Source organism: Vibrio iocasae, from assembly GCF_042245395.1.
Classification (GTDB): Bacteria; Pseudomonadota; Gammaproteobacteria; order Enterobacterales; family Vibrionaceae; genus Vibrio; species Vibrio iocasae.
Window position 1 is genome coordinate 3,261,036 of sequence record NZ_CP145311.1, and the last position, 25,252, is coordinate 3,286,287.

The 25,252-nt window shown below is 43.1% G+C and carries 36 protein-coding genes; 28 read left to right on the forward strand and 8 right to left on the reverse strand.

Going from position 1 to position 25,252, the window contains the following annotated elements:
• Nucleotides 1-106: 106 nt before the first annotated feature.
• The 4 genes from SNR28_RS24675 to dusA all read right to left on the reverse strand — a co-directional run bounded on the left by SNR28_RS24675 (nt 107) and on the right by dusA (nt 2,655).
• Entirely contained in the window at nt 107-337 is a 231-nt protein-coding gene (locus SNR28_RS24675; RefSeq protein WP_375751551.1) for a hypothetical protein, read from the reverse strand.
• A gap of 145 nt (nt 338-482) precedes the next feature.
• On the reverse strand, nt 483-1,148 hold the full coding sequence (locus SNR28_RS24680) for a TIGR04219 family outer membrane beta-barrel protein (protein ID WP_375751552.1): 666 nt from the start codon (nt 1,146-1,148) through the stop codon (nt 483-485).
• 123 nt (nt 1,149-1,271) lie between these two features.
• The gene (gene pspG / locus SNR28_RS24685; protein ID WP_375751553.1) at nt 1,272-1,490 is read right to left on the reverse strand and encodes an envelope stress response protein PspG; all 219 of its coding nucleotides are present in this window, start codon (nt 1,488-1,490) and stop codon (nt 1,272-1,274) included.
• Between the two features lie 154 nt (nt 1,491-1,644).
• On the reverse strand, nt 1,645-2,655 hold the full coding sequence (dusA, locus tag SNR28_RS24690; RefSeq protein ID WP_375751554.1) for a tRNA dihydrouridine(20/20a) synthase DusA: 1,011 nt from the start codon (nt 2,653-2,655) through the stop codon (nt 1,645-1,647).
• Nucleotides 2,656-2,777: 122 nt separating this feature from the next.
• Here dusA and SNR28_RS24695 point away from each other — a divergent pair, with 122 nt between their 5' ends.
• The 3 genes from SNR28_RS24695 to SNR28_RS24705 all read left to right on the forward strand — a co-directional run bounded on the left by SNR28_RS24695 (nt 2,778) and on the right by SNR28_RS24705 (nt 4,782).
• Nucleotides 2,778-3,848, forward strand: coding sequence for a tyrosine-type recombinase/integrase (locus tag SNR28_RS24695; protein ID WP_375751555.1), 1,071 nt, complete (start codon nt 2,778-2,780; stop codon nt 3,846-3,848).
• Nucleotides 3,849-4,004: 156 nt separating this feature from the next.
• Nucleotides 4,005-4,379 carry a DUF6516 family protein gene (locus tag SNR28_RS24700; protein WP_375751556.1) on the forward strand — a complete coding sequence of 125 codons (375 nt, stop codon included), beginning with the start codon at nt 4,005-4,007 and terminating at the stop codon, nt 4,377-4,379.
• A 4-nt stretch (nt 4,380-4,383) separates the two neighbouring features.
• Nucleotides 4,384-4,782, forward strand: a complete 399-nt coding sequence (locus SNR28_RS24705; protein WP_375751557.1) for a helix-turn-helix domain-containing protein — start codon at nt 4,384-4,386, stop codon at nt 4,780-4,782.
• Between the two features lie 90 nt (nt 4,783-4,872).
• Here the strand turns inward: SNR28_RS24705 and SNR28_RS24710 are convergent, their stop codons facing one another.
• From SNR28_RS24710 to SNR28_RS24725, 4 genes are all read right to left on the reverse strand, one after another.
• The gene (locus SNR28_RS24710; protein ID WP_375751558.1) at nt 4,873-6,459 is read right to left on the reverse strand and encodes a hypothetical protein; all 1,587 of its coding nucleotides are present in this window, start codon (nt 6,457-6,459) and stop codon (nt 4,873-4,875) included.
• Nucleotides 6,460-6,461: 2 nt separating this feature from the next.
• Nucleotides 6,462-7,490 (reverse strand): hypothetical protein, encoded by a 1,029-nt coding sequence (locus tag SNR28_RS24715; RefSeq protein ID WP_375751559.1) that lies wholly within the window; start codon nt 7,488-7,490, stop codon nt 6,462-6,464.
• Nucleotides 7,491-7,600: 110 nt separating this feature from the next.
• Nucleotides 7,601-8,140, reverse strand: coding sequence for a hypothetical protein (locus tag SNR28_RS24720; RefSeq protein ID WP_375751560.1), 540 nt, complete (start codon nt 8,138-8,140; stop codon nt 7,601-7,603).
• A gap of 76 nt (nt 8,141-8,216) precedes the next feature.
• Nucleotides 8,217-8,906 (reverse strand): S24 family peptidase, encoded by a 690-nt coding sequence (locus SNR28_RS24725; protein WP_375751561.1) that lies wholly within the window; start codon nt 8,904-8,906, stop codon nt 8,217-8,219.
• 180 nt (nt 8,907-9,086) lie between these two features.
• Between SNR28_RS24725 and SNR28_RS24730 the strand changes: the two genes are divergently transcribed.
• From SNR28_RS24730 to SNR28_RS24850, 25 genes are all read left to right on the forward strand, one after another.
• A complete protein-coding gene (locus SNR28_RS24730) occupies nt 9,087-9,368 on the forward strand; it encodes a pyocin activator PrtN family protein (protein WP_375751562.1) in 282 nt (93 codons plus the stop codon).
• A gap of 37 nt (nt 9,369-9,405) precedes the next feature.
• Entirely contained in the window at nt 9,406-9,954 is a 549-nt protein-coding gene (locus SNR28_RS24735; protein WP_375751563.1) for a phage regulatory CII family protein, read from the forward strand.
• Nucleotides 9,955-9,963: 9 nt separating this feature from the next.
• Nucleotides 9,964-10,311: a hypothetical protein gene (locus tag SNR28_RS24740; protein ID WP_375751564.1), complete on the forward strand. Its 348-nt coding sequence runs from the start codon at nt 9,964-9,966 to the stop codon at nt 10,309-10,311.
• Between the two features lie 94 nt (nt 10,312-10,405).
• Nucleotides 10,406-10,975, forward strand: a complete 570-nt coding sequence (locus SNR28_RS24745; protein WP_375751565.1) for a hypothetical protein — start codon at nt 10,406-10,408, stop codon at nt 10,973-10,975.
• The gene (locus SNR28_RS24750; RefSeq protein WP_375751566.1) at nt 10,972-11,382 is read left to right on the forward strand and encodes a hypothetical protein; all 411 of its coding nucleotides are present in this window, start codon (nt 10,972-10,974) and stop codon (nt 11,380-11,382) included. Before SNR28_RS24745 ends, SNR28_RS24750 begins: the two co-directional genes overlap by 4 nt.
• A gap of 10 nt (nt 11,383-11,392) precedes the next feature.
• Nucleotides 11,393-11,995, forward strand: coding sequence for a 3'-5' exonuclease (locus tag SNR28_RS24755; RefSeq protein ID WP_375751567.1), 603 nt, complete (start codon nt 11,393-11,395; stop codon nt 11,993-11,995).
• The gene (locus tag SNR28_RS24760; RefSeq protein WP_375751568.1) at nt 11,995-12,636 is read left to right on the forward strand and encodes a DUF6012 family protein; all 642 of its coding nucleotides are present in this window, start codon (nt 11,995-11,997) and stop codon (nt 12,634-12,636) included. Before SNR28_RS24755 ends, SNR28_RS24760 begins: the two co-directional genes overlap by 1 nt.
• Nucleotides 12,633-13,037 (forward strand): hypothetical protein, encoded by a 405-nt coding sequence (locus SNR28_RS24765; protein ID WP_375751569.1) that lies wholly within the window; start codon nt 12,633-12,635, stop codon nt 13,035-13,037. The genes SNR28_RS24760 and SNR28_RS24765 overlap by 4 nt, the downstream gene beginning before the upstream one ends.
• 1 nt (nt 13,038) lies before the next feature.
• Nucleotides 13,039-13,284, forward strand: a complete 246-nt coding sequence (locus tag SNR28_RS24770) for a hypothetical protein (RefSeq protein WP_375751570.1) — start codon at nt 13,039-13,041, stop codon at nt 13,282-13,284.
• A complete protein-coding gene (locus SNR28_RS24775) occupies nt 13,284-13,520 on the forward strand; it encodes a hypothetical protein (RefSeq protein ID WP_375751572.1) in 237 nt (78 codons plus the stop codon). Before SNR28_RS24770 ends, SNR28_RS24775 begins: the two co-directional genes overlap by 1 nt.
• Nucleotides 13,517-14,344 carry a DNA adenine methylase gene (locus SNR28_RS24780; RefSeq protein ID WP_375751574.1) on the forward strand — a complete coding sequence of 276 codons (828 nt, stop codon included), beginning with the start codon at nt 13,517-13,519 and terminating at the stop codon, nt 14,342-14,344. Before SNR28_RS24775 ends, SNR28_RS24780 begins: the two co-directional genes overlap by 4 nt.
• Complete coding sequence (locus tag SNR28_RS24785) at nt 14,341-14,793, forward strand: hypothetical protein (RefSeq protein WP_375751575.1); 453 nt, start codon at nt 14,341-14,343, stop codon at nt 14,791-14,793. The genes SNR28_RS24780 and SNR28_RS24785 overlap by 4 nt, the downstream gene beginning before the upstream one ends.
• Nucleotides 14,794-14,877: 84 nt before the next feature.
• A complete protein-coding gene (locus tag SNR28_RS24790; protein WP_375754170.1) occupies nt 14,878-17,508 on the forward strand; it encodes a replication endonuclease in 2,631 nt (876 codons plus the stop codon).
• Between the two features lie 9 nt (nt 17,509-17,517).
• Nucleotides 17,518-17,778, forward strand: coding sequence for a hypothetical protein (locus SNR28_RS24795; RefSeq protein ID WP_375751576.1), 261 nt, complete (start codon nt 17,518-17,520; stop codon nt 17,776-17,778).
• A complete protein-coding gene (locus tag SNR28_RS24800; protein WP_375751577.1) occupies nt 17,775-18,260 on the forward strand; it encodes a hypothetical protein in 486 nt (161 codons plus the stop codon). Before SNR28_RS24795 ends, SNR28_RS24800 begins: the two co-directional genes overlap by 4 nt.
• A gap of 2 nt (nt 18,261-18,262) precedes the next feature.
• Nucleotides 18,263-18,514, forward strand: coding sequence for an ogr/Delta-like zinc finger family protein (locus SNR28_RS24805; protein WP_375751578.1), 252 nt, complete (start codon nt 18,263-18,265; stop codon nt 18,512-18,514).
• A 34-nt stretch (nt 18,515-18,548) separates the two neighbouring features.
• The gene (locus SNR28_RS24810) at nt 18,549-18,770 is read left to right on the forward strand and encodes a hypothetical protein (RefSeq protein WP_375751579.1); all 222 of its coding nucleotides are present in this window, start codon (nt 18,549-18,551) and stop codon (nt 18,768-18,770) included.
• Nucleotides 18,771-19,050: 280 nt separating this feature from the next.
• Entirely contained in the window at nt 19,051-20,241 is a 1,191-nt protein-coding gene (locus SNR28_RS24815) for a DNA circularization N-terminal domain-containing protein (RefSeq protein ID WP_375751581.1), read from the forward strand.
• Nucleotides 20,238-21,176, forward strand: coding sequence for a phage tail protein (locus SNR28_RS24820; protein WP_375751583.1), 939 nt, complete (start codon nt 20,238-20,240; stop codon nt 21,174-21,176). Before SNR28_RS24815 ends, SNR28_RS24820 begins: the two co-directional genes overlap by 4 nt.
• Entirely contained in the window at nt 21,169-21,741 is a 573-nt protein-coding gene (locus SNR28_RS24825) for a phage baseplate assembly protein V (RefSeq protein WP_375751584.1), read from the forward strand. The genes SNR28_RS24820 and SNR28_RS24825 overlap by 8 nt, the downstream gene beginning before the upstream one ends.
• Entirely contained in the window at nt 21,741-22,127 is a 387-nt protein-coding gene (locus tag SNR28_RS24830) for a phage GP46 family protein (RefSeq protein ID WP_375751585.1), read from the forward strand. Before SNR28_RS24825 ends, SNR28_RS24830 begins: the two co-directional genes overlap by 1 nt.
• Nucleotides 22,124-23,170, forward strand: coding sequence for a baseplate J/gp47 family protein (locus SNR28_RS24835; RefSeq protein ID WP_375751586.1), 1,047 nt, complete (start codon nt 22,124-22,126; stop codon nt 23,168-23,170). Before SNR28_RS24830 ends, SNR28_RS24835 begins: the two co-directional genes overlap by 4 nt.
• Nucleotides 23,152-23,682 carry a hypothetical protein gene (locus tag SNR28_RS24840; protein WP_375751587.1) on the forward strand — a complete coding sequence of 177 codons (531 nt, stop codon included), beginning with the start codon at nt 23,152-23,154 and terminating at the stop codon, nt 23,680-23,682. Before SNR28_RS24835 ends, SNR28_RS24840 begins: the two co-directional genes overlap by 19 nt.
• Complete coding sequence (locus SNR28_RS24845) at nt 23,679-24,623, forward strand: hypothetical protein (RefSeq protein ID WP_375751588.1); 945 nt, start codon at nt 23,679-23,681, stop codon at nt 24,621-24,623. The genes SNR28_RS24840 and SNR28_RS24845 overlap by 4 nt, the downstream gene beginning before the upstream one ends.
• Nucleotides 24,623-25,177: a hypothetical protein gene (locus SNR28_RS24850; RefSeq protein WP_375751589.1), complete on the forward strand. Its 555-nt coding sequence runs from the start codon at nt 24,623-24,625 to the stop codon at nt 25,175-25,177. The genes SNR28_RS24845 and SNR28_RS24850 overlap by 1 nt, the downstream gene beginning before the upstream one ends.
• Nucleotides 25,178-25,252 lie beyond the last annotated feature (75 nt).

A 25,252-nucleotide genomic window follows, 5' to 3' on the forward strand; every position in this document is an offset into this window, starting at 1 on the left:
AATTGCGTGACGATAGATTAACCACTCTCGTTAATAACAAAAAAGAATAGAAGGTTATGTTTTATAACTTTTTGGTAATAGAAAACTTGAAATATAGAAAGTCAGGTTATTTTTCTTCAACTCTGACTTGCTTAAAACCGACAGCCATAGCCGATTTAGAAGCCAGATCTAAATCGTAATACTGGCACTCCTCACCACGAGAATCAGTGAGTGGAACAAACCCTCCCTTTGCGTGACGGAACTCGACAACCCAACCACCATCCTGAATAGAGGGTTCAATAATCGCTTCTAATAGCTGCTCATCTCTATATAGCGTCCTTAGCTCTGTAAGAGTCATAACTATCCCCTCGTGCTTCTTTCCCGGTGACTCGCGATAAAGGTTTACTACTTAAGCATGGCTCATTTACACCGATACGCTACTTTTTATTTCATTTAGATATAAAAAAACACCTGACTAAAGCCAGGTGTTCTATACATTCCAATTAGAAACTAAATTGTAGCCCAGTGAACCACCCGTCCACCAAAAGTTCTTCATCTTCTGGAGTTCCCAACTCTTTAAAGGTGTAGTCCATAACTCGATACCCACCTCGCAAAGCAAGTTCTCCAACTGGAATATCAATGCGATACTGCAACCCGGCCATCACTTCTGCCGACTTCATTACATCTCTGTCAGCAAAATCAAACTGACCAATGATATCAAGGTTAGTATTCGGAATTTCAATCACACCAGCAGCGTAAATACTCCACACACTACTATTAAAGTCATAACCCTGACTATTCAAGTCTTGGTACTTGGTGTTTTTATACTGAGATAGGGTCAAGCCCAAATCAAACTGGAGAAGCTCATGCTCGATGATGTCGTAATAAAAGGTATAGTCATACTTATCTAGTGAGAGGATGTTTGGTGCATTTACACTACTGTACCTTAGCTTAAAATTCGGAACGTACTGAACATCATGCTCGATATCAAAATAGAAGGAAGAAGTATCATCGTTAACATTTCTGCCGTCATCCTCAGCACGGTTATGAGTACTAGACCACCAGTGATCCACTCCGAAACTAATACCTACCGATTCCGCAGAAAACGCGTTCGGAGCGAAAGGTAGCAATAAGGTTATTAATGTCGCTCGGGATAAGCATCTGCTCATGCCTGACCTCTTATATTTATAAAAACAACTGACTTACCAAGATATTAGCATACACAGTTGAGTTCATAGCAGATGCTTGAAAAATCTTTGTATAGGCCCCTCGTTATTTGGTCTTAGCCTTGATTAACGATAACGCCTATATGAACGTGACTGACTTTTATAGAACCAGACACCTAACCCAATGACTATCAGCCAAGGCAACAGTTTAAAAATGAACCCAACCATTCCCGCCATAAACATAACAAGAAATGAGATAGCGATAGCACCCAATACTGTCAAAAATGAAATTCCGGTGAACAGCAACATACCCAGAAAAGCCAATAAGAAAATAAACTCAAACATACATCATCTCCTCTTTTTCCTAGATATAGCAGGAAGTAGGCCAATTCCTGCTATATGAAAAATCCCATACTTTCAAACAATTAAAAAAGCCGCTGCATTTAATGCAGCGGCCTCAGATAATGGTTTGGTAAAATTAACTAACTAATGGTTAATTTTACACGTCCAACTCTGCAGGTATTTTTGCCAAAGCAGTTTCCACCACTTCTATACCCGCTCCTTGCTTATGAGCATTCTCACTAATATAGCGACGCCATTGACGCGCTCCAGGCATTGCCTGGAAAAGCCCCAACATATGACGAGTAATATGGCCGAGATAAGCGCCTTTTGACAGTTCGCGCTCTATATATGGATACATCTCCTCAACTATCTGGCGACGTTTTTTAACTGGCTTGTCTAAGCCAAAGATGATCTGGTCAACTTGAGAGAGCAGATAAGGGCTCTGATAAGCCTCTCTTCCAACCATTACACCATCAAGATGCTTTAAGTGTTCTAAGCTATCTTCCAACGTTTTAATCCCACCATTTATTCCAATGGTCAGATTGGGAAAATCTTTCTTTAGCTGGTACGCACGCGGGTAATCCAGTGGCGGGATTTCTCTATTCTCTTTCGGGCTTAGACCACTCAACCATGCTTTACGAGCGTGAATAGTAAAATCATCACACCCACTCTGCTCATGAACTGTAGAAACAAACGTTGTTAAGAACTCATAGGAGTCTTGGTCATCGATGCCGATACGAGTTTTTACCGTCACCGGGATATCAACAACATCTTTCATTGCTTTTACGCAATCAGCCACCAGCAGAGGTTCAGCCATTAGACAGGCACCGAAACGTCCATTCTGAACTCGGTCTGAAGGGCAACCTACATTTAGGTTAATCTCATCATAACCACGCTCTTCAGCCAACTTTGCACAAGTTGCCAGATCAGTAGGGTTAGACCCACCAAGTTGAAGAGAGACTGGATGCTCTTCTTCGCTATAAGCAAGAAAATCACCCTTACCGTGGATAATTGCACCCGTAGTGACCATCTCTGTATAAAGCAAAGATTCTGATGTCATTAGACGATGGAAATAGCGGCAATGTCTGTCAGTCCAATCGAGCATAGGTGCTATAGAAAATCGGGAACTATTGAATTTACTTGTTTTGCTTACTGTATCTTGATTCATAAGGAATTTATTAATTCTGTCAACTACGATAAAATACCATGAACTGACATAAAATAAGATTGGTGGGTCGCCTATAGTTCGCCTTCCAAAATAGTAAATGGGTCGCCTCGTGGAGATACTCAATGGCATCATATAGCATTCAGACCAGAACCCTTAGTAGTGGTGAGAAGCGCTACAAAGCAACTATTATCGTTAAAAAAGTACGTGGGCGAATTGTACAACGTTTCTCTAAAACACATAAGAAAAAAGCTATAGCCGTTGCCTGGGCAAAACAGCAAGTGCACGAAATTGAGGAAAAAGGCTTTAATACTCAACGCACTACTACCATTAGTGAGCTGTTAGATTTATTTATTGCAGAACGCCATTTATGGGACAACACGGGGCGAACCAAGCAATTTGTAATTAAAATGCTCCGGGATTGCGATATAGCCAAGGTTCAAACCAACAAACTGACAACTGCTGATCTGATAGAACACTGTAAAAACAGGAAAGCCGCTGGTGCACAACCAGCAACGATTTACCATGATGTGGCCTACCTTCGCTCTGTTATGAAAAAGGCGAACCCGGTATTCAATATCGAGGCGAACTACGCAGTGTTTGAAGAAGCTGTACCAGTACTTATTGATATGAAGTTAGTAGGTAAATCCCAAAGGCGAACAAGGCGACCCACAACTATAGAGCTGGATAAATTAAAAGAAGGCCTAGCCGCCAGAGAAAACTTCAGGTCAAACGGAAAAATCCGGATTCCTTTTCGGGACATCTTAGAGTTTAGCATTCTCACCTGTATGCGAATTGGTGAAGTGTGTGCTTTACGCTGGGATGACCTGAACGAAAAAAATAAAACTGTTGTTGTCCGTGATCGGAAAGACCCTCGTAAGAAAGAAGGCAACCATATGCTGGTTCCTCTGCTAGGTGATTCATTTGATATCGTAATGAAGCAGGAAAGAAAAGGGGAACTGATATTTCCGTATAACTCCCGTTCGGTAACTGCCGGCTTTCAGCGAGTACGGAACTCTCTTGGAATTGAAGACCTTCGTTATCACGACCTACGGCGAGAGGGTGCAAGTCGGTTATTTGAAGCTGGATATTCAATCGAAGAAGTGGCCCAGGTTACCGGACATAGAAATTTGAATATTCTTTGGCAAGTATACACCCAACTATTTCCACATAAATTACATAACAGAAACACCTAACGCCATAAGGAGCTAGGTATGGCAGCTTCGAGGCATCATCACCATTTATCACAGTGCTACCTAAAAGGTTTTACACAAGGAAGCAGTAAAAAACCTTGTACTACCACAATCCAATAGTTATACTCAGGACATAACTATTACAATAAACGAGAAAATATGTCTGAAGCTAATACACAACATCAAGGATTAGAGTACCTACTAGATCTTCATGGAACAGAAGTAAGCAGGGATGATGGTTATACATGGCGAATTGACGCTTGGACCGTAAAACCATCGAAAGATGTACCTCACGGAATTAAATACCGCCTTACTTTGCATAATAAATATGGTACCCGCGTAATGGGATACGACAATGCACACGCGGTTAAAGTTAAAGGAAAACGATTAGTCGCTGGAGCGAAGCGACCATACGATCATAAGCATCGCACCGCCTCTGATAAAGGGGTGCCTTATGAGTTTGAATCAGCAGCAAAGTTAGTCGAAGATTTTTTCGATTCTGTTGATGAAACTATTAAAGAAATTGAAGGATAAGACTATGAAAGCACGAATTGGTGTTATGCCAGAGAACATGATCAGAGAGCGCACACTTGCTGTTCTGAAAGGTGAATACACTCCTGAAGCTAATGAGCCTAAGGTATGGTTTACATCTCTAAACGCAATATCCCAGCTTCTGTGCGACGAAAACAGAGCGCTTCTGAAACTAATCAAATCAGAACGCCCTGAAACTATAACTGAGCTGGTAGAAATGACAGGCCGAAAAAAACCAAACCTGTCAAAAACTCTCAATGCACTTGCGAATAAAGGTTTCGTGAAACTGGAAAAAAGAGGTAGAACAGTAAAACCTGTAGCACTTTTTACTGAGTTCGAAATCGTTGTCGTTGATGACTATAGAGAGTTATCAACTGAATGCACGTCAGTCGAAGTTGCAGCTTAATCAGCATTTACAAACGAAGGCCCCTCACCTACTTGTGGGGGGCCTTTTTTATAAATTAGTTGGCACAGAATTCTGAACGCCATCTAAAAACTACTTAACTTGTTCTGTGCCGCTAACTTGACTACCAATCTCTGGCTCTGTGCTTTGAGAGCTTGCATAACAAGTCGCCGAAACTAAAACAATCGCACTAAGAATCGTAGTCACAAGCCAAACATTAATGTAAAACTTCCGCTTATTATTTATATATGTATTGTTCAGATTAAAGTGCTCATCATCTGAAAGAATATTGTTTATATCGTCCTCAGTAAGAACGTTCTGGTAAACCTTCTTACTGCTATCGTACATTTCTTTAAAACGCCTTTGATCTTCACAAGATTCAAACAGAGCAAGCCCAAACAAAGCACTAAACACAAGAATTGCGAACACCATTATTCCAACAAATAACGGTGAGCCGATAAACATCAATAAGTCAGAATATGTATGGATTTCGCTACCTCGCGCAAAGATCCTAAAAAGGACTGTTGAAATAGCAAAAGTACCAATTCCCCATACTCCTGCCTTGATAGAGTGAGCTATCTTTTCTGCAATATCGTTGGCTTTCTGAGATGTGGCTTGTACTTGGTCAGCTAACTTGTTTGTAGAGTCAATATAACTCTTAACATCATCTTTTTGAGAGAGGTTGAAGCCAGAATAAGCTGAAGCAATAACGGCATCATCAACTTTTAATAAGTCTTCGACGTGAAGTGGAATAACATTTCTGGTAATTCCTATTTTATCGACAGAGTTAGCCTGGTATATCCACTGGTATAAGGTCCAGAGTGAACTTGCGTCCAAGCTTCTCAACGCATCTAGTTCATACACTCCCACAATGTCTTTGAATCCTTTTAGGGTGTATTCAACTTTACCATTGTTAACAATAGTAAAATTGGCTAGAAAGCTGATCAGATAAACATTGTGAAGAGAATTAAAAATAGTTTTCACAAGCTTCAGTTCCGGTGGAACAGCTTCACTGAACTTAAAGTGATCTGGTAAAAACTGCCACTCAGAAGCATTAGCAAAGTTCCCCAAATTACTTCTAAGTTTCAATAAATCATCTACTCGTTTTTTGCTGAGTGCGACCCTGAACATTTCATTTGAGAACTCAGTTTTCGGGATAAAGTGAAAGTAGTCTGTTTTACAGGCGATGGTGAAGTCACCCAGAAAAATTACACCTTCAATGCCGACTCTATGATAGCGCTTGTGAATGTTGCGATGTAGTTCTTCTATGGAGAGGTTATTTAGGTAATTAGACCAGGCATCAATAGAATAAACGTTTTCAACCAGAACGTTGTCACCAACCTCTTTTAGCTTCTTAAAGACTTCAACCTCAACCGTAAGATGTTGCTCATCGTCATCAAGGTTCTCAATACAGTCTCTTAACTCTTCAAGCCTTTCATCTAATACATCTTGAGAAGTGCGATTAGAGAATTCGACTGATTCTTCAAACTCATAGGAAACTTTAACAGTGTATGAATCTTGCCAGTCCTGGCGTTTTCTCAGGAAGTCAGACAAAGAGTCAACATCACTTTCAAGTAAGCTTTCAAGTTTGCTAGATGCGTAGAAGTAATCAAGAGACTCTTTTGCAGCCTCCCATTCAACTATTGGAGTTGTCCAAATGCTTCTAACATCATCTAACATAACTATTCTTCTGTGCTTTTCTTAAAGTGCTCATAGCCTTGTTCACTGTAGATAATAATGCCTTTCCTACCGCTACTATCATAAGGCTCAATAATTTCATTAAGATTTGCTATTCCATCTTTTAAGTTTAGCTCGATTTTATCTGTCAATGAGATAACTGACTTTCGTTTGGCTTTTACGCTCGACATGTCAACTTCAAACTGCTTATCAAATGACTTCTTAGCTTTCCCTGGTAGAGCCAACAATTTATCTGCGACTTCTTTCGGCTTAAAGTTACTATCTACCGGCTTATGTTCAAGCACCACTGTTTCTATAATGTCTTGATAGGAAATAGTTTCCCCGTCATGATTGCGTAGATAGGTTAAAAGGTGGTTTCTTATCAACAGGTGATCAGCTTTAAAGTCTTTTTTTAGCTTATTAAGCTGGCCATCGATTGCATCAAATGCATTTGATGTATTGACACTGCTTGAGCGAATTGGGGAGACATCTAAGAATTTTATCCAGTAAGCATTTGCCCGAGACACCCATAAAGCAGGCTCTTTTCCTTTTTCAAAAGTTACCAAGGCAGTATTTAACGCTTTTTTCTCAGTCGGAAGGCCAAACAGGTGCTCAAAATCTTCAACGTTAGCTACTTCTTCTTGCTCCATTTTGATCAAGACCAAGACCTCAACATCATTATCAGAGGGCTTACAGTGAATAAGAAGCAAGCTACCAGGTGTTACTTTTACTTTTCTCTTAAAGCTGTCTAGCTTTTTCTGTGAGTCTTGCTGTTCTTCTAGAAGCGATGCCGCCAACCTTTCACTGAATACATCCCAGTGGTTTGGGTCATCCATATATGCTTCAAATTCAGACTTTACACTAGAATCATCATTAAATAGGTATTCTTGTGTATTTTCGTTTTCTTGGGTGAGTTTTACTGACGAACGGGCAAACTCCTGAAAGTTCTTAATAGCCTCGGCTCCACCCTTAAATTGTTCATATGTCCCCTGCTCGATGAAAAGATGGTGACAACTAGTATTTATATACTTCACTCTTATTCTCCTAACCAACAAAAAAGCCACACGCGCACATGTGGTTGATGGATTTATTATTTATACAGTCTGAACACAGCTAGTCGGTTACCTTATGGGTAACTTACTGACTACATACTTATTGCTTTTCCTTCTAGGGAAAGTTTTATGCTTTGGGGTTCAAAGTAAAATTCTGGCTGCTCAAGACTCCCTGAAAACGTAAGTGACATCTCTTCCCCCAACGAACCAGTGAAAAAGATATCATCACCCTTCTTTAAATTGCTCAATGCCTGAATAGCATGCTTTTTATTAATGGCTAAATGGTATAGTTGGGTATAATCAGCGTAACTGTCGTGTTGATTGTCGGAGTAAGATGCCTTTATTTGAATGCCGTCTTCACTTTCAATTACAGAGATAACATTCGCGTACCAAGACTGCACCTCTCGACTTTCGTTAATGAATGAGTCATACAGGCCTTCTAATTTCTTTTGTTGAACTTGATTACCTGACTCTTTCACTTCTTTCATAACAGTTCTGAACTCATTTATCTGTTCTGTAAATGCTATCTGAGATTCAGGTGCTTTTTCTGGGCTAAAAATTGCTGCGCCAATTATCAAAGCCACAAACAAACCAAACAATACGCCAAAGATTTTCAGTCCTTTCTTGAGCATACAACTCAACTCCTAAGTAGTTATATTTTTATTAATAGCCAATAACAAAAAAGGCACCCATATGGATGCCTTACTTCTAAACCACCGTCTTCATAACAGTGGTGACCACTTTCCCCATTACTGCAAACTCTTTGAGTTTTTCTCCGTTCACAATAAATGAGGGGTATTCTTCTTTATTGTCTGATATTACCTCATAGCCCTCTGCCATAATGTCGTACTTCAGACGTTTGATGTATGCATGTTTACCTATACGAACCACATATACACCATGATTTACCGGGTGTTCCTGCTCCCTGATGTCTACAAGAACCTCATCACCATCACTCAATGTATCTTCCATCGAATCGCCTTTGCAGGTGATGATCTTGGCAGTATCTTCTGTTAATCCGAATCGGGCAAGCCACTGACAGGGCAAGAACTCGGTTCGAATAATGTATTCCGCACCATTTTCAGCCCCCCAACCACATGCCGCATAAACGTTGTATACCGGGACTGGGCACACATCCATTTGATGGACTGATTTTACACCACCTATATTGGTGATTTCTGTCACATTATCAGGAATTTCTTCTACACCAAATCTTTGACGTAGCTGAGCAATAATGAAGTCATCAAAGTTGGAAATATGGTACTCCAACAAAGTCCCTTTACCCTTTGCTTTTCGGGATACCCAGCCCATTCTCTTAGCTTTTTGACTTAATCCTTGATTAGAGCTTGGCAAACCATCTAAGTCGATCAGCTCTAAAGTTGTGAACCATTCGCGCACTTGAAATTCCTAAAATCACATTGACTTCAAAAGAAACAACAAATAGGATCACTAAAAGAAATAGTAATCCTAAAAGAAATAGGATAAACAACGTTTACCTCCGACAGTTTGCAGACAAACGGAGATAAACGCAGATAAACAAGTGCAGTATACCATGCAAGGTATATTTGAGGTAAAGCTATGAATACTCAGTATGCGTTACACGCCGTATTTGGTGCTCCTATCGTTAAGTTAAGCGATATCTCCGAGGAATACTTCGGTATGAAGTACGCCACCGCAAAAGCTAAAGTGAATGCCAATGAATTTCCTGTCCCTGCATTCCGTCTCCATGAAGGTACTGAAAAGAACCTTGGTACCAAAATGCCATTGTTTGTTTCAGTCGATGACCTAGCCAACTACATCGATAAAAAGCGGGAAGAAGCAAAAACCGAGTGGGAATCCATTTACGGTTCTTTTCACTAATCCATCAGTATCACTTGCTACAGGATGAGTATCAGATATGGGCGCTAAACCTTCAATGTGCGAGTTTTTAAGCTCTGCACAACAAGCATTTGATGAGGCATGTATTGCCTTTGCTCAGAACAATAATATGTCTGATCTGGCTGATGAAATTGGCCTGCCTAAAAATGTTCTGAGAAATATGCTTAACCCTGAGCAACCAAGGCTACTTACACCGCCTGTTCTGGTTGCTATCACCAAGACAACTAACGATTACACGATTTGGAATTCTCTATCTCGTGATTTGGACTTGGTTACAGCCCCTATTCCTTCTACTGCAAGTGATTCTGACAACGTGACTTTCCTTAAGCGAGTTCTTGAAAACTCTACTGCTGCGGGTGATTTGTCACGAATGGCTCTAGAGCACGGTGGTGAACACCGTCTATCACGCTCAGCCAGAAACAGCATCATCGACAAAGCACAACTGGGTATCAGCAATCTTGTGCTTTTAATTTCTGATCTGGAAAACCGCACCCAAGGCACATCACCACTCTTATCTATGAGTCTGGACATTGTGACCAACGGTATGCCGGTTCCGGGACTTGCATAGGGGATAACCATGGGTCAGTTGGCAGAAAAACTAAATACAAAACCACAAGAAACAGCACCTTCAGCGGAAGCTAGCATTCAGGCATGCAAGGCCTTATTTGGTCCTAAAGCTATCCGCAAAAAAATCAAGAACTGCTACGACAAACTAACAGACAAAGAGCGCGGAATGATTCTTATCGCTGGCGGTTTAATGCCAGCCAGAGAACACAATGGTCGTTCTTTTGATGACTTCACAGATATCGAGCTAGAACAGATTCGTCAAGGCATGAACTTTCTAAAAGAAATGAACATGAAAATCGAACGAAGAGTAGGTGACGTTCGCAAGCTCAAACATAGCCAGTTTAGTAATACCCACTAGCCGTAAAAAGCGCAGCAACAAATAGACCGTTTTGGTCACGCCCTCGTTAGGGGGCGGTTCTTTTCATCCAAAATTCATGTGTAGGAGCAGGAATATGGAAACTAAAACCGAGTTAGAACAAGCAATCGAGGCCAGAGAACAAGCCAGAGTTCATCTAGAAAAAACTGAATCTCTACTTGAAGAATGCACAGCAAGCCTAGAAAAATCCCAGCGTTTTAATGATCTCGCTATCCGAAATCAACGTCAGATGATATTCGCGATGAGTACGCTTCTACCAAGGAATCTGCAAGTAGATATCGATATTTCAGCAGATGGAGAAGAGCTTAAGCATGTTGAGCTAGCTGAAGACATAGCTTTCGCAAGGAAGCAGCGTGAAGTGTTCGACATAGTGCATGCCATCAATGTGTTGGCGATGGCTAATACTGATGTAATTCATATTCATACAGAGATTGCTAGTCACGTAAACGAATTTTCTGTCTGTGCTGTTCCTGCCAACCAAATTTACCAAGAAGGCGTGCCACATGTATACCTAATGAAAAGAACCCATGTGTACCTTCATGAAGAAGGTTCGCTGGATCAGTTGATTAAAATTGAAAGTCAATTAACTGGGCTGCTCATTGATGCTCGTTATGCTGCGGAATCTGATCCGGAGGTGGCAGCATGAGCACCTTCGAACAATCCCTACTTGAAGACACTATTGAGCTGATTAAACAGCGGTTCAACAAAGGCGACACTGCCCAACAGCACGAAATTCTTATTCAACTAGACCCTATCGCTAAGAAATTAGAACTCGTTCAGGTCTACCGCCCGCAAGAAGAAGTATTAGCCGATCTGAAAGAAGCCATTGATAACGGTGGTGATCGTGCGCGTGATTTCTTCGCTCACTCTTTCGCTAGCTGGTATCGCAGCGGAATGACTAAGAGAACATCTCAACTTCATGAGTGGTTGAACCTCGATATGAGCAACCGCCGCCTATTCCTTGAAATGTTATCCCTAAGAGATTTAGGTCGCTTCGATGATGAAGCCCTTTATCAGTTTGAACAGTACTGCTTGTCAGTGATCGGTAAGTAAGGAGAGAGAAATGAACATACATGTAATGTTAGATCTGGAAACAATGGGCAATACCAGTAATGCAGCAATTGTTTCAATTGGTGCTGTAGTTTTTAACCCTATTACAGGCGAACTAGGCTCAGAGTTTGAAATTATCGTTAACCTGAATAGTGCCGCTTACTATAGTGATATTGATCCTTCTACTGTCACCTGGTGGTTAACTCAAAGTGAAGAAGCCAGAGCTATCTTCCTCAAAGATACTCCTAAGTCATCACTTAAAGATGCATTGTTAGCACTTAATCAGTGGTTTTCTGAACTTGGTGAATCAAAAGAAATTCAGGTTTGGGGTAACGGCAGTGGTTTCGATAACGTAATTCTGAACAACGCATTCAAAGCCGTTCGCATCCGTCCAAACTTCAGTCATTGGAATGATCGTGATGTGCGAACCATCGTTGAGATGGGGCGCTCCATTCTGAATATCGACCCTAAAACAACTCTTACCCGTGAAGGAACTCATCACTCTGCACTTGATGATGCCAAGTTCCAGGCTAAGTACGTTTCTGAAATCTGGAGAACGTTTAACTGCTTCGTTACGCATCCAGCTCATGTGCTGAATCCTGAGGAGGAAGCATAATGTTATTGCACTTAGTTCCACAAATCATCAACCGATATAAGGAAGTAGAGCTTTCTTTAGTTGATGTTCAGATCCCAGAGCTAAACGTAGTTTTAACTGCCGATAAAGACCTCGTTGTTAGAAGGCCATTTCCGAACAAAACCTACTTTGTTGCGTGCCGAAAAACAGGCCGTAAAGCTATGCATGGCCTGTTTTTAGAAGTTGATAAGCAGCTTAAGAGCTTTACCGTTATCACCCGCTGGAACGCGAAGTCTGCATACTGGGAACCTGAAACAGGAAAAACCTTAACCCACCAAATTAACTACACCGTTGCCGATTCTGATTTTGATGCAATCAGTGATGACCATACCTTGCTGTATGGTCAATTCGAGTTTGAAAGTCGCTGGCTTATTGACTTCACGGTTGACCCACCTGTAAACACACAACCTCGTATGGATGTTCTTGTCTGTGAATATCACAGCCGTGGCGAGAACATTTCACTCAAGGATGAGTACGAAGGAAGCATGATGGTTAAAAGAGTTGAGGACATAACAATCCCAACTATTGAAACCGAGCGACTAATGAAAAGAGGTATGCATAACAGCCGTCTACCAGCCTTTGAGCACCGCTTCTTTGTTATTTGTTCTCAGGAGGTTGCATGAACTCCGTAATCACTATCTTTCGCAAAGATCTTGAACATGGCCTTCGTTCTGAAGGCTTTACTACTCGCAAGATTGAGCAGTTTGTTCGTGTTTTTAACGTAACTGAATCCAGCCAGGGCGAAATGCTTGAGTTGGATTCTACCCGCGCAATGCTAGTGAATGTAAACGGCACTGAACAAGGACTTTGTTTAGAAGACTTTATCACTGCGTGGTGGGTTTACTGGGTTGTTGTATTTAACCAATCAACTGACTCAGCAACTCATCATCAAGCTATTGGCGCAATTCGCGCTCTTTTCTTTGTTTCTGCGTGTGTTCGCAGTACATCCCAAAAATCAACTATGCAGATGTGGTGGCGTGACTGTGAGCCACTGCATGGTTACCCAACTATGGAGGCAAGCTGATATGGCGGTACATCATAGAGATATCTCTGAAGAAGAGTTCACTCAACTACAGCAAGGGAAGAAAGCCTTTGTGGACGGATATGAATCAGACGAGTACGACGAACTAGACGTAATCATTTTTCGTGCTTGGACTGAGGAAAAACAGAAACTGGTGAGCAAGCACAAAATCATTCAGGTTCTGAGTAGCCACAACACAAAAGCTATTAAAAACAATCATGTTATCGCTTTCGTTGGGGAGGCTCGCTAATGATGTACTCCGCTGTTCGCCTTTGTCCAGAAGGTGGAATTGTCCGACACGAAGACACTCAGGAAGTTGCCAATGAGCTCATTGGCGATTTCGAATCAATGACAGATGCAGTTAATCAAGCTTGCCGTACTTTAGGCTGTTGCGTAATGCATCCAGTTGATAAAGGCCTTATCAGCAAGGGGCGCGGTAAAGGTGGTTATATGCTGGTTAGCACTCAAGAGTTGGAGGCCGTATGACAGCTATTACTTCCCCGGTCATGCGCTATCACGGTGGTAAATTCCGCCTAGCTCCTTGGGTACTAGAACATTTTCCTGAACACAAGTGCTATACAGAATGCTTTGGCGGTGCTGGTAGTGTGCTGTTAAGAAAACCTCGTAGCTATTCAGAAGTCTACAACGATATAGATTCTGATGTAGTAAACCTGTTCCAGGTACTTAGAAATCCGGCTACCAACGAACAGCTGAGAAAGTTATGTGCTTTAACACCATATTCAAGAGAAGACTATGAAATTGCGCTTCAGCCTACTGATGAACCATTAGAAAAAGCCCGGAGAACTGTAGTCCGTGCAACGATGGGATTTGCTGCAACTACATCTGCAAGTGGTTTTCGTATTGATACTAAGCGCAAGTACGCCACTGCAATGCACCTATGGTCTCTTTATCCAGATAACTTAGCAGCCGTTGGGAAACGCTTTTCTGCTGTACTTATTGAAAATAAGCCTGCTGTTGAAGTACTTCGTAAGCACGATGCTATAGATACACTCCACTATTGCGATCCTCCTTACCTTCCGGAAACACGAGTTAAAGGTAACCGTAGTTACACCCATGAAATGACATTAAAAGACCATGAAAAGTTGCTGCAGTGTCTTCTTAGTCTAAGTGGATATGTAGTACTCAGTGGCTATGACTCCGAGCTATACAACGACACTTTGGTTGGTTGGGAAAGAAAATCTAAAAGCTCACGTATTTCTGCTGGGAAAGGAACGAAAAGCAGAACCGAGTGCTTATGGATATCCCCTTCTTGTGCTGAAGCACTAGCAAAAATGGAAGTGGCAGCATGAGATTGGAAAGCGCATTAAGAGAAGCAGGCACCCGACCAGCAAAAGATATAGCAGCGGATTGCGGTATATCCGCTGATTACTTTCGCTCTCAAGCTTCAAGAAGAGGCATTTCAACCGCTTTTACCCTTGTTGGTGTTAATAAGATGCCTTGGAGTAATGACGAAGTTAAGTTTCTTAAACGAAATGCTCAGTTACTTACTGCCAAACAAATTGCAAACAAGCTAACCAGAACTGAGGTAAGCGTAAAAAGTAAGGCTCGTAAGCTAGGCATTTGTCTTCAGAAGCATGGCGAAAACCACCCTTTAGCCAAAGTGAGTAACCACGATGTAGAGCTATGCAGGCAACTAGAAGAAGCAGGCTTACGCCCTTATCAGATTGCTGAAAAAATGGAGATGGATTACAGCCATGTTCAGTGCATTTTGAAATATCGCACTCGTTGCTATGGGTAGGGTTTAAAACACGTGACCCGCCATGATTATATATCCCACCCGGTAGAGCTTGAGCCACATGAAGCACCCTTGCTACATGAGCATGTGCTCGTTTCATCGTACTACCAGCCAGTTAAGCCGATAAAGTGTCCGTGGAAAGTCCTACTTCCAGTAGATGAGAGGGATGCTTGCATCCCTCATGGCTATAAGCCAAGGCTAACTTCTGAACCGGACGACCAGAACTTTATTGAGCGTGACCTTTATCAGCTCAACTCACACGATCATATCTGGCGAACAGAAAACAAGTTCTTTAGTGATCTGCCAACCTACCTGATGAAGTACTTTGCTAACCGTTATAAAAGTATTTTCAAAAAAGACGGTAGAACAGCAGCCAACCAATACCTGCGTGAAAAAATGCTACCCGCTAAACAGCGGGCGCTTATGGTTCTGGACAGATACAAACGTCTTCCAAATACTCACAAAATGGCTTTGCTCAGCGAAGATAACAACTCTGAGCAAAGTGATTTTAAGTCGAACCAGCAAATGAAGTTCGACTTTGAACGAATCGAAGAAAAAGCCAAACCAGCTAAAGCCCGGATTCTGGCAGAGCTGGAAGTTGATGAGCTAAAAGATATGGCTTTCAGGCTCTCTGTTCTTGCCAATAAAAAGCTGGATCTGTTGGCAGATGAATACGCCTGTGAAAATGATGATGAACTGGAAGAAGTACTACCGGAGGTTTACGAAGAGCTTGCGGATTTTGTTAAGCAGTTCGGCCTTATCCCTCCCCGAAAATACGAGAAGCAAAATGCTCAAAGCGCCTCTACTGATATTTTGAAAATCCGTGATGAGAAGTGGTGGCTGAGAAGGCTGAAGAAAGTCCGAAAAATCATGAGAGAGCACTTGGCTATTGCTATGGGTCAGGTGTCTTCCAAAGCTTCACCATATTGTTCATGGGACTGTATTCGTGAACACAAAGCCCAACAAAAACAGAACTGGGAAGCGATCCTGAACATGGTGTTATGGGACGAACTAACAGGTGAAGAGTTTGAACTTAAAGACATGGTTCTGAAAAGTCAGGCTAATCCAGCTATTCGCCGACATGAACTTATGGTTAGAACCAGAGGTTGTGAAGATATTGCTAATGCCATGGGATTGCAGGGGCTTTTCCTTACTCTGACTGCACCATCTAAGTATCACAACACCTACAAAAGAGGTGGTTATATTCCTCACTGGAATGGTGCCAGCCCTGCAGATACTCAGCGTTATCTTAACCATGTGTGGCAGCTCATCAGAACAAAGCTAAATAATGAAGGGCTCCGTTGGTTTGGCGTTCGTGTTGCCGAGCCACATCACGATGGTACACCACACTGGCATTTACTGATCTGGGTAAAGCCGGAAGAAGTAGACAAGGTTCGTGACATCTTTATTTCTTATGCAACAGCCGAAGACAGAGCGGAGCTTCACCCTGAGTTTGAAAAGGAAAAACAGAAGCCTTTCCGCAAATGTCAGTATGTTGGCCCTATGGATTACCGTCCACGTTGTGATGTGGGTTTTATTGACCCTGAAAAGGGTACGGCTACTGGCTACATTGCGAAATACATCTCTAAGAACATTGATGGTTATGCCATGGATGGAGAAGTTTCTGACGAAACAGGCAAGTCGGTTAAAGATATGGCTAAACACGTTTCAGCATGGAAAAGCCGCTGGAACATCCGTCAATTTCAATTCTTTGGTGGTGCGCCGGTTACCACATACCGGGAGCTACGCCGTTATGCCAATCTGGACAGAGCATCATTCCTGAATTATCTGACCATGCTTAAGCGTGATCAGATGCTGAGCATCTATGAAGAGCTGGAAGTTAAGACTGGCCGTGATCTTGTTGGTCCGCCTATTCCTGTAGCAATCATCAGCTCTAACAAGAAGTACGATTCTAAATATCTGTTTATCCTGCTTAGCCAGGTATATCAGCCAAGCATCGAATCAAATAACGGTGATGTAGTGAAAACCATGCAGGCTGCTGATACAGGCAACTGGCATGACTACATCATGGGGCAAGGTGGCCCGTTCGTTAAGCGTAGAGATCTGCTTATCACGAATGTTTATGAAACTCTTGAATATGCCAGCCCTCACGGAGAGGACGTTAAGAAGCTGAAGGGCTTCGAAGCATTCGGAGAGGAATATAAAACCCGAACCAGAGTTTTTTCTATTGTGCCTAAGTCAGGTGCTAAACCTGAGCAGAAGAAAGAAGTTACCTATGAGTTTGATAAACCAACCGATGACCCATCCACATGGAAATTCACCAAGCGCGTTGTGACGTTCAATAAGAATGATGATGTGAACGCGCCTGCCACTGGGAGCGAAGCGACCGCTTTTGGAGCCTCTGGCTCCTCTCGGAGTTCTGTCAATAACTGTACGGAGGAGCTCCGAGAACAGGTCACCAGTCAGGTATCCAAATTAACAACTCCTTATGAGAAATGGTTGGAAAATCCACCGGATTATGACGACCCGGCAATAAATGCCTTCTTAAAAGGTAGTGCACTGAAGTTAGAAGATGGTTCAAAAATCCAAATCCGCCCTGCGGAGCTGGACGCACACGGAAATATCAGGCCAGCGCAGCTTATCAAGGTTAAAGAACAGGAAGATAACCTGAGTTGGATGGACTTTGATGGTTGGGAAGATGAAACCGACCAGTCAGAAGAAAACGAATATAAACAACCGGACTTAAGTCTGTTTTAAGGAGTAGATATGGAAATGCCAACACCTTGCCAAAACTGTGGTGAACTACATGACCTTACGGAATTAAAGGAGACTGGAGAACGGCAGCAAATGGTTTGCTCTGATTGCTATGAATCTTTGGTTGATAAATGTGATGAGTGTGGGGAAACCATTGAACACTGGTTTGATGTTAACGAAGTGGACGATGGTAGTCCTGAAGGTAAAAAGCTCTGCCATGATTGTTTCTACGACCTTTGTGCAGAAGACAATGACTGGGAGGAAGAAGAATGAGCACCGTAAAAATACTTCTGGAAGTGGCAATTGATAACTCAACTGATTGGCTAGGGATGGATGACTATAAGCAACATGACGGAGTTGTATCTGATCTTGATGCCTTTGAAGAAATGGTGAAGTTAGAAGAAACAACACCTCTAAACCTAATAATTGCCTTGAGCGATGCTTCAACTGAGTCCAGGTTCGTAGCAGTTGAAGCTTTGGAAGAACAAATATGCCCAGTATGCAACGGTAATGTTGAGAGCGTAGCCTTTCACAATACTGGTGTTGATAGCTCGACTCACTATACCACCATTCATCAATGCAAATTTTGTGATGGTAGAGGCCGTGTTCCTTTTGATAGGCATAAACAATTTGTTAAAGGTCGATTACTCAGAGAATTGCGCCTATCTAAAGGCGAGACTCTTAGTGAATGTGCAGAACGCTTGGGGGTGAGCGTTGCTGATATTTCAAAATCAGAAAATGGAGTGAGGTTATAACCATGCTAATCACCTGCCCTATCTGCGAGAGCAAAGCCCGGATTGCTACATCCAGGGCAATAACGAAAGACACACGAGAAGCATATTGCCAGTGTTTAAACCTAAACTGCGGTAAAGCCTTTACGACCTTAACCACAGTTAACAGGATTATTGAACCCACTGGTAATAAACCTGATCCAGAGCTTCAGCCGGAGCTCTGCAAAGGTGACTTAAACCAGATGGATATATTCACGGAACTAGAACAAAGCGCATAAACCGGACGCCTAGACTACGGAAAAATTAATTAAAATGAACCTAATTCCTAAAAAGCGCTTAGATGGCCTACTTCAAATATTGCCTTCCAGGGAAATGCCGGAGAAAACCAAGGAGGCTGCAAAGTTGGTTATTGAGTCCGGCTTTACTTACGACTTAGCAGCCCTAAAAACAGGCGTTTCGAGCAAGCGTATTTCTTTGGCCGTACGCAAATTAAGTCGCATGGACGCGATTCTCTTAGAGGCATATCGGCTATGAGAATTAAAAGGATCGCAAAAACAACTAAAAACGCACAAAAACGATCTTCAACGATCTCTATATTCCCAATCTAAAACAGCCCTTGATTCAGTTCCCACAAGGGCTGTGCTCAAATAAACCTACCGAAATTAATTGCGCCTCAGATTGCGCAAAATTGCAGTGCTGAATTTTAGTGCGGAGGGAGGGGTGAGCCCGAGCGAGGTCTGCGCGCCCATATCCCGCCACAAAATTTCTGACTCAGCCTGATTCGACTTTTTCATAGCATTTAAGAGAGTTTCTGATGTGGGAACGACAGTACGAACACGGACGCTGGAATGGGCATAGGCTCAACATCCTCAGCACCGCCATTGATGGTGGTAAGCGTCTTCATGTGAGTGAAGTTCCTTACGCTGACTTGCCACACATCAGAGTGATGGGCAGTAAAGCCCGGACCATTAACCTTGAGGTTGTTTTTGTCGGGGCCAGTTCTCTGGCTGACTCCAACGCATTTATCAACGACCTCGAAAAGACTCCCCTGGGTGAATTGGAACACCCTTGGTTAGGTGAACTTTCCCTGACCTATGAAACCTATTCGCAGAACATCAGTACCAAGCGTGGTCTGGTGACTCTCAGTCTTACGTTTGTCCGGAGCGGTGTATCTCCTACTATCACCGCTCCGGCAACCGTTCGCTCTAAAGAGCAGGCAAGCATTGTTGAAAGTATTTCGACTCAATCATTCAGTCAGGACGTTCAGAAGATGGACGTAGCGGAAATAAACCAGACTCAGGAATATTTCACCGAAAGCCTGAACGTGTTGGTCGATATCACCAACCGCTTGAATCTGGCCGATGACACGCTAAAAGACATAAATGGCAACATTAATAGCGCGTTCGCTGCTGTCAGCAGCCTGAGTAATCAGCCTGATAACTTTGCAGGACTGTTTTCAAGTGCTGTTGATTCAGTCGCCACTGGTGTGCAGGCAGAACCTAACTCAGAGAGTGAGGCCGTAGACAACTCACGTAACGCTCAGGCACTTATGCTTAAACAGGTAAAAGACACTCCTGCTACCAATCATCACAACGTTCAGATGGTCACCGGAGCGGTGAAGATGAGTAAAGATCTTACCCTTCTTGAGCAAAACGATACTTTTGATGTCACTACTGCAACCAAACAACCTGCCATTATGCAAAGTGACGTATCCGCTTTGATATCAGGTGTAGATAACAGAATCACTGAAGTGACCAAAAGCTCTACCATGGAAAGTCTGACTCTGTATGATGCTCTGGCTTCCTTGAAAGGAAACCTTCAAAGCCAGCATGACAAACTGGTATCTGGCTGCAGTGCCAATCGTACTACTCAGCTTCCTAAGTTCAGACCGGCTTTAGCTATCGCTCATGATGAATACACCAAAGAGGGTTTACTAAGAGCGATTAACTCCCCTCTTCACCCGCTCTTTATGAGTGGTGATATTGCCGTGAGGGATGCCGGATGAATAAGTTATCTTTGCAGATTAATGGTAGCCATGTTCCCTTTTATAAAGCGGATCTGAACTACTCGATAGAGCAGCTTGCACATACATTTAGCTGCAGCATTGCACCGATGAACATCACCGAACCTCTGCCTGTTGAGTTCAGGCTGAATGACAGCTCAATCTTTACGGGCCAGATTGATAAGGTGGATAGCTCCACGGCTTCAAGCTCTCAGGATATTGCTATTTCTGGCCGTTCAAAGAGTGCCAACATGATTGATTCACGCATCAGTATGGACGCTCTATACGACCAGCCAATTGATAAGTTGCTTCGCTCTCTGGCAAAGCCTTTCGGGTTAGATGTTCGTAGCTTGGTAAGCAAGCTTTCCCCCGTTCCTGAGTTTCAGATAAGTGCGGAGTCACCGGTTGAAAACGTGGCTCAGCTAATCCGAGAGCAGGGCTTTATGCTGATCGAGCGAAACGGTGTGTTAACGATAGAAAACACAGCTCACGCCACTATTGCAGGCATAGGCCTTGAAACCGGAAATAACGTTGAAAATCTTGATATTTCCCGAACCTTCAACAAACAGTTTTACCGTACTGAAGTGCAAGGCGCGTGGGATGATGCCAATGCTGTTATCACTTCACCGGGTATCAATAAACAACGCACCATGGTGATTATCTGCGACCAACTACAAAGTGCAGAGGCTTGTTTATCCAGAGCCACTTATGAAAGGGATTTAGCCATAGCGGAAAGCCTGACCGCATCAACCAACATTGCAGGATTGTTTCCCGAACTGGCTATTGATGGTCTGAACCGTGTTATCCGGGTTATCGACAAGAAGCAGAGTTTCAATGAAATGCTGGTTATAAAAGCTTTAGGGTTATCGGTGACCGAAAGCTCTGTAAACACATCGGTAGAGCTGTTCCGGCCATTTAAGGAACAAAGCCATGCGTAGAGAGCAGCAACAAAGGCTGATGGCCCGAATCAAAAACATTACTGGCACGGGAACGGTGACCGGAGCAACAACGGGCCGTTTGCAAATCAAAACCGCACTGGGCCGAACCAATGACCGGATTGACCGACTACATAACTACGGTTTTATGAGCCGTCCTCTGGTTGGAGCCAAAACTTATAACCTGTTTATCGGTGGTGTGACTGCTCGTGGTTTTACCGTGAGCGTAGAAGATAAACGCCATCAGATAGAACTAGAGCCTGGGGAAGTGGCCGTACTGGATGATAAAGGCAACCTGATCCACTTCACCAGGGATGCTATCAAAATCAATTCATCAGCAAAGATTGAGGTTATTGCTGCCGGTGATATCAATGTCACCGCTCCTAAAGTTAGCGTTACCGCTGAAAGCACAGAGTTTTCAGGGGACGTTGCTATCGGAGGCAATTTAGACGTTGCAGGCAATGTGGGCGGTAGCTCCGGTAAGTTTGGTGGTGTCACGGTAGAAACCCATGACCATGATTACACCGATGACAACCAGACCAGAACGACAAAGGAGCCAAATAAGTAATGAGCCAATTTAACTTAAATGCTCTCACTGCTCCTGTTACCTCAAAGGAAGGTATGACTCATGCCGCTTTGCAAAGCATTTATAACCATGCTGAGTCTACACAAAATGACCGGGCACGGATGAACAAAGAAGAGCGTGGTGGCAATTGGAGTGATGAGTTGCTGACTATGGTCGGCTCTCGTGACTGGACACTGAAGCGCGAGAAAGTCACTTCTCAAACCTTAAGCCTTGCAAAACGCTTTTACGAGACGGCATTAGCCTGGTTAATCACTGATGGATACGCCAAAAGCATAGACGTTTCAGTATGGGAAGAAAAACCAAGCCAAATGGAGAGAAACATCACTATCACGCTCCTTGATGGAACAAAGTTTGAGGTACCACTATGAGCACTCAAAGAAGCTTACAAGAACTTATCGACAGAGCCCAATCAACGCTGATCGCTAAGACAGGACAAAATAACCCGGCAATCAATGCCATTGCCTGCGCTATCGCTGGCGTAAGTTATGGGCAATATGGTTATCAGGACCAGCTTTTCAGAGAGCTACACCCTGAAACCTGCTCTGAGCCGTGGTTGTACCTTCATGCCAACAGGCACGATACCCCGCGCTTATTACCCACATTTGCCCGTGGTTTCGTGTTGTTCACTCAGTTAGGTGGAGCCGTGGTTATCCCTAAAGGCAGATTACTCACTGATCCTGCCGGTAATGAGTTCGAGACAGTCAAAGAGCAATACAGCGATTCCCCAGTTGAGGTAGTCGCCTTAGCTTCAGGTATCAGCAGTAACCTACCTGCTGGAGCAACATTAACGCTAAGTGAAGGCTTAAGCGGTGTAGACCCAAGCAATGTGCAATGCCAGGGCATTGATGGTGGAGCAGATATTGAAGAGCTTGAGCACTGGCGTGCAAGAGTCATTGTTGCCTTTGAGAAAAATGATCTCATTGGTAAGGCTGATGACTATGAAGTATGGGCCGTGTCTGCACACTCAGATGTGGATTTCGCCTGGGCGCTAGATAACACCCCGGAGCGCGGAATGGTAGAGGTCTATATTGGTGCCCGTGAAAACAATCCAACTCTTGGTGCTGAAGTTGTCTCTTTGGTTCAGGAAACGTTTGAAAATAACCGATTAGCCGGTTGTCACCCTAAAGCTCTGTTGCCCGAGCAGGCAGTACTGAGCATTGAGATTCAGGGTATAGAAGATCAGGCCGTTCGTGACGATGTGGTTACTGCCTTAGAAAATATGGTTAAAGCCAAAATGGGCAAGATAGACGATGAAACCGAGAAGCCTGAATCCATCACACCGACTGAAATCGTATTGGCTATCTCGGCAGTCACTAATAACTTCATCGTGAAAAGCCCAACGGTAGAGATAACCATTAACAGCAATCAAATTCATGTATTAGGAGAGGTAACGTGGACACCTCCGACTTAATCCCTGATTACACGCAAAGAGATTTTGAAGATGCAACCAGAGCCCTCTTACCTAAAGGGCAATACTGGCAGGGTCCAGACAATCAGGAGCTAACCAGCCTGATTGAAGGAATGGCAATTGATTTCAAAAAAACACATGACGAAGTTCAGTTGGCCTTACTGACAGAGTTCAGTGATAGCTTATTTGGCTGGAAGATACGTGACTATCAGACTCTGCTGAATGAAAGCGGCAGCACCGGCACTGTATACGATGATGTGAACAGCCCGAATTTAATCAAAATTGACCTGTTCTCTTACGACAATGACAGGGTATTTGCTGAGTTTGAAAAGAAACGGCTACCTCATACGGAATTCGCCTGGAATTATCCCTTTGATGCTAACACCGAGTTTAACCAGAGCACGGCCTTAGCTATTACACCGGAATTAAGTTCTGAACTTGAACTCACCGGAAACACACAATTCACATGCTCCACCGCCATTGCATGGCAACTAGAGATAGGAGAAAACACATGAGCGCATTACAGGCTATCCCTACCGAGCATGGGATAGATATTTTAAACAGCGAGCTAAAAGATACGGTTACCAAGTATCAGCTCATTGGCGCATTAACCCATGATGCGAACAGCGCAGACTTGTATTCATTTCATAATGCCCTGATTGAAACCAGTTATTTTGATGAGAACGGTGTTCTGACGTTTATTCTGAACCTGCCAATTGAAACGCATTTTGATGAGTACCTGCATAAAATCAATGTACTGGACAGCACTGATCAGATTGTTATCGAATGCGACACACCTAAGGTTGCTTTGGCTAAAGGTATTGGTGGCATGGTCACTCTGAAAGCAGCTATTTCTGGTCAGGCTGGTGAGGTTATTTTTAAGCACAGTGAGTATGTAACCAAGACAGAACTTGATGAATTGTACCTAACCAATATGGTTGGGCTTATTGGCGAGTTTCATCACCCCGGAAGTAAGCCTGGTTGGTTAGATTTAAAAGGCGGTGAGTTCTCGCGGATTACTGATAAGCCACTTTGGGATTATGCGCAGGAAACAGGGCAAGTAATATCTCAAGCGACAAAAGATGCCGACCCAATGGCTAACGCTATGAAGTTTGGTGATGGTGATGGTGCGACAACTTTTACCCTTCCCAACCATCATTTGGGACATTTTGTCCGTGGTACTGTTTCAGGAGAGAGTCACGGTCAAACATCCGAAGACTCAATTAGAGAACACCACCACGACTTAAAACTTAATCCAGGAATGAGTGCAGCAAACACTGATGGTGCAGGTGCAATATCATCTAACGAAGCGAGTATAGGTAGAAACACTGTATCGGACAGTAGTCATACATGGTTATATGGCAGTCAGAATTATCAAAAAATGCAGTTGGCTGGTTCTGAAACGAAGCCTAAAACAGCAAACCTTTCAATCAAAATTCATAGAGGCTGGATGTAATGAAAAAAGCGCATCACTTTCACCCTGAAACTTATATTTATGCCGGTACTAGTGAAGTTTATAAGGTGGCTGGCTATGAAGAGTTCATTTTGCCCCAGTTTGCCACCTGGTCAGAAGTACCTGAGTACGATGAGGGTACTGAACACTGCAAGTATGATTTAGATAAAAATTGCTGGATAGTGGAAGTTAAGCCTATTCAGGTAACGGCTTACCACAAACAAACGAGAGAGCCCAAAGAGTTTGATGATAAATCTCTCGTGACTGATGACTACACAATTGAAAAGCCCGAAACTGAATGGGATGAATGGATTACTGAAAACTGGGTAACAAATGAAAACAATAAGTACATTGCCGAATACAATCAAATCGATGACAACCGCAGAGAAGCATACTCTCAAATGGTTTCCCCACTAACTGAAGAAGCTTACATCAAGCGCTATATTATCGCCACGCCAGAAGCGATAGCAGAAGCTGAGCAACTTGAACAGCAAGCCTTAGCAGCCCGGGAAAAAATACAAACAGAAAACCCATGGCCTGAACCGCTAATTAACTAGTTGTCACCTCAACAAACCCAGCTTCTCTGCTGGGTTTTCTACATCCTCTATCTAGAATCCGCCCAAATATCCGTC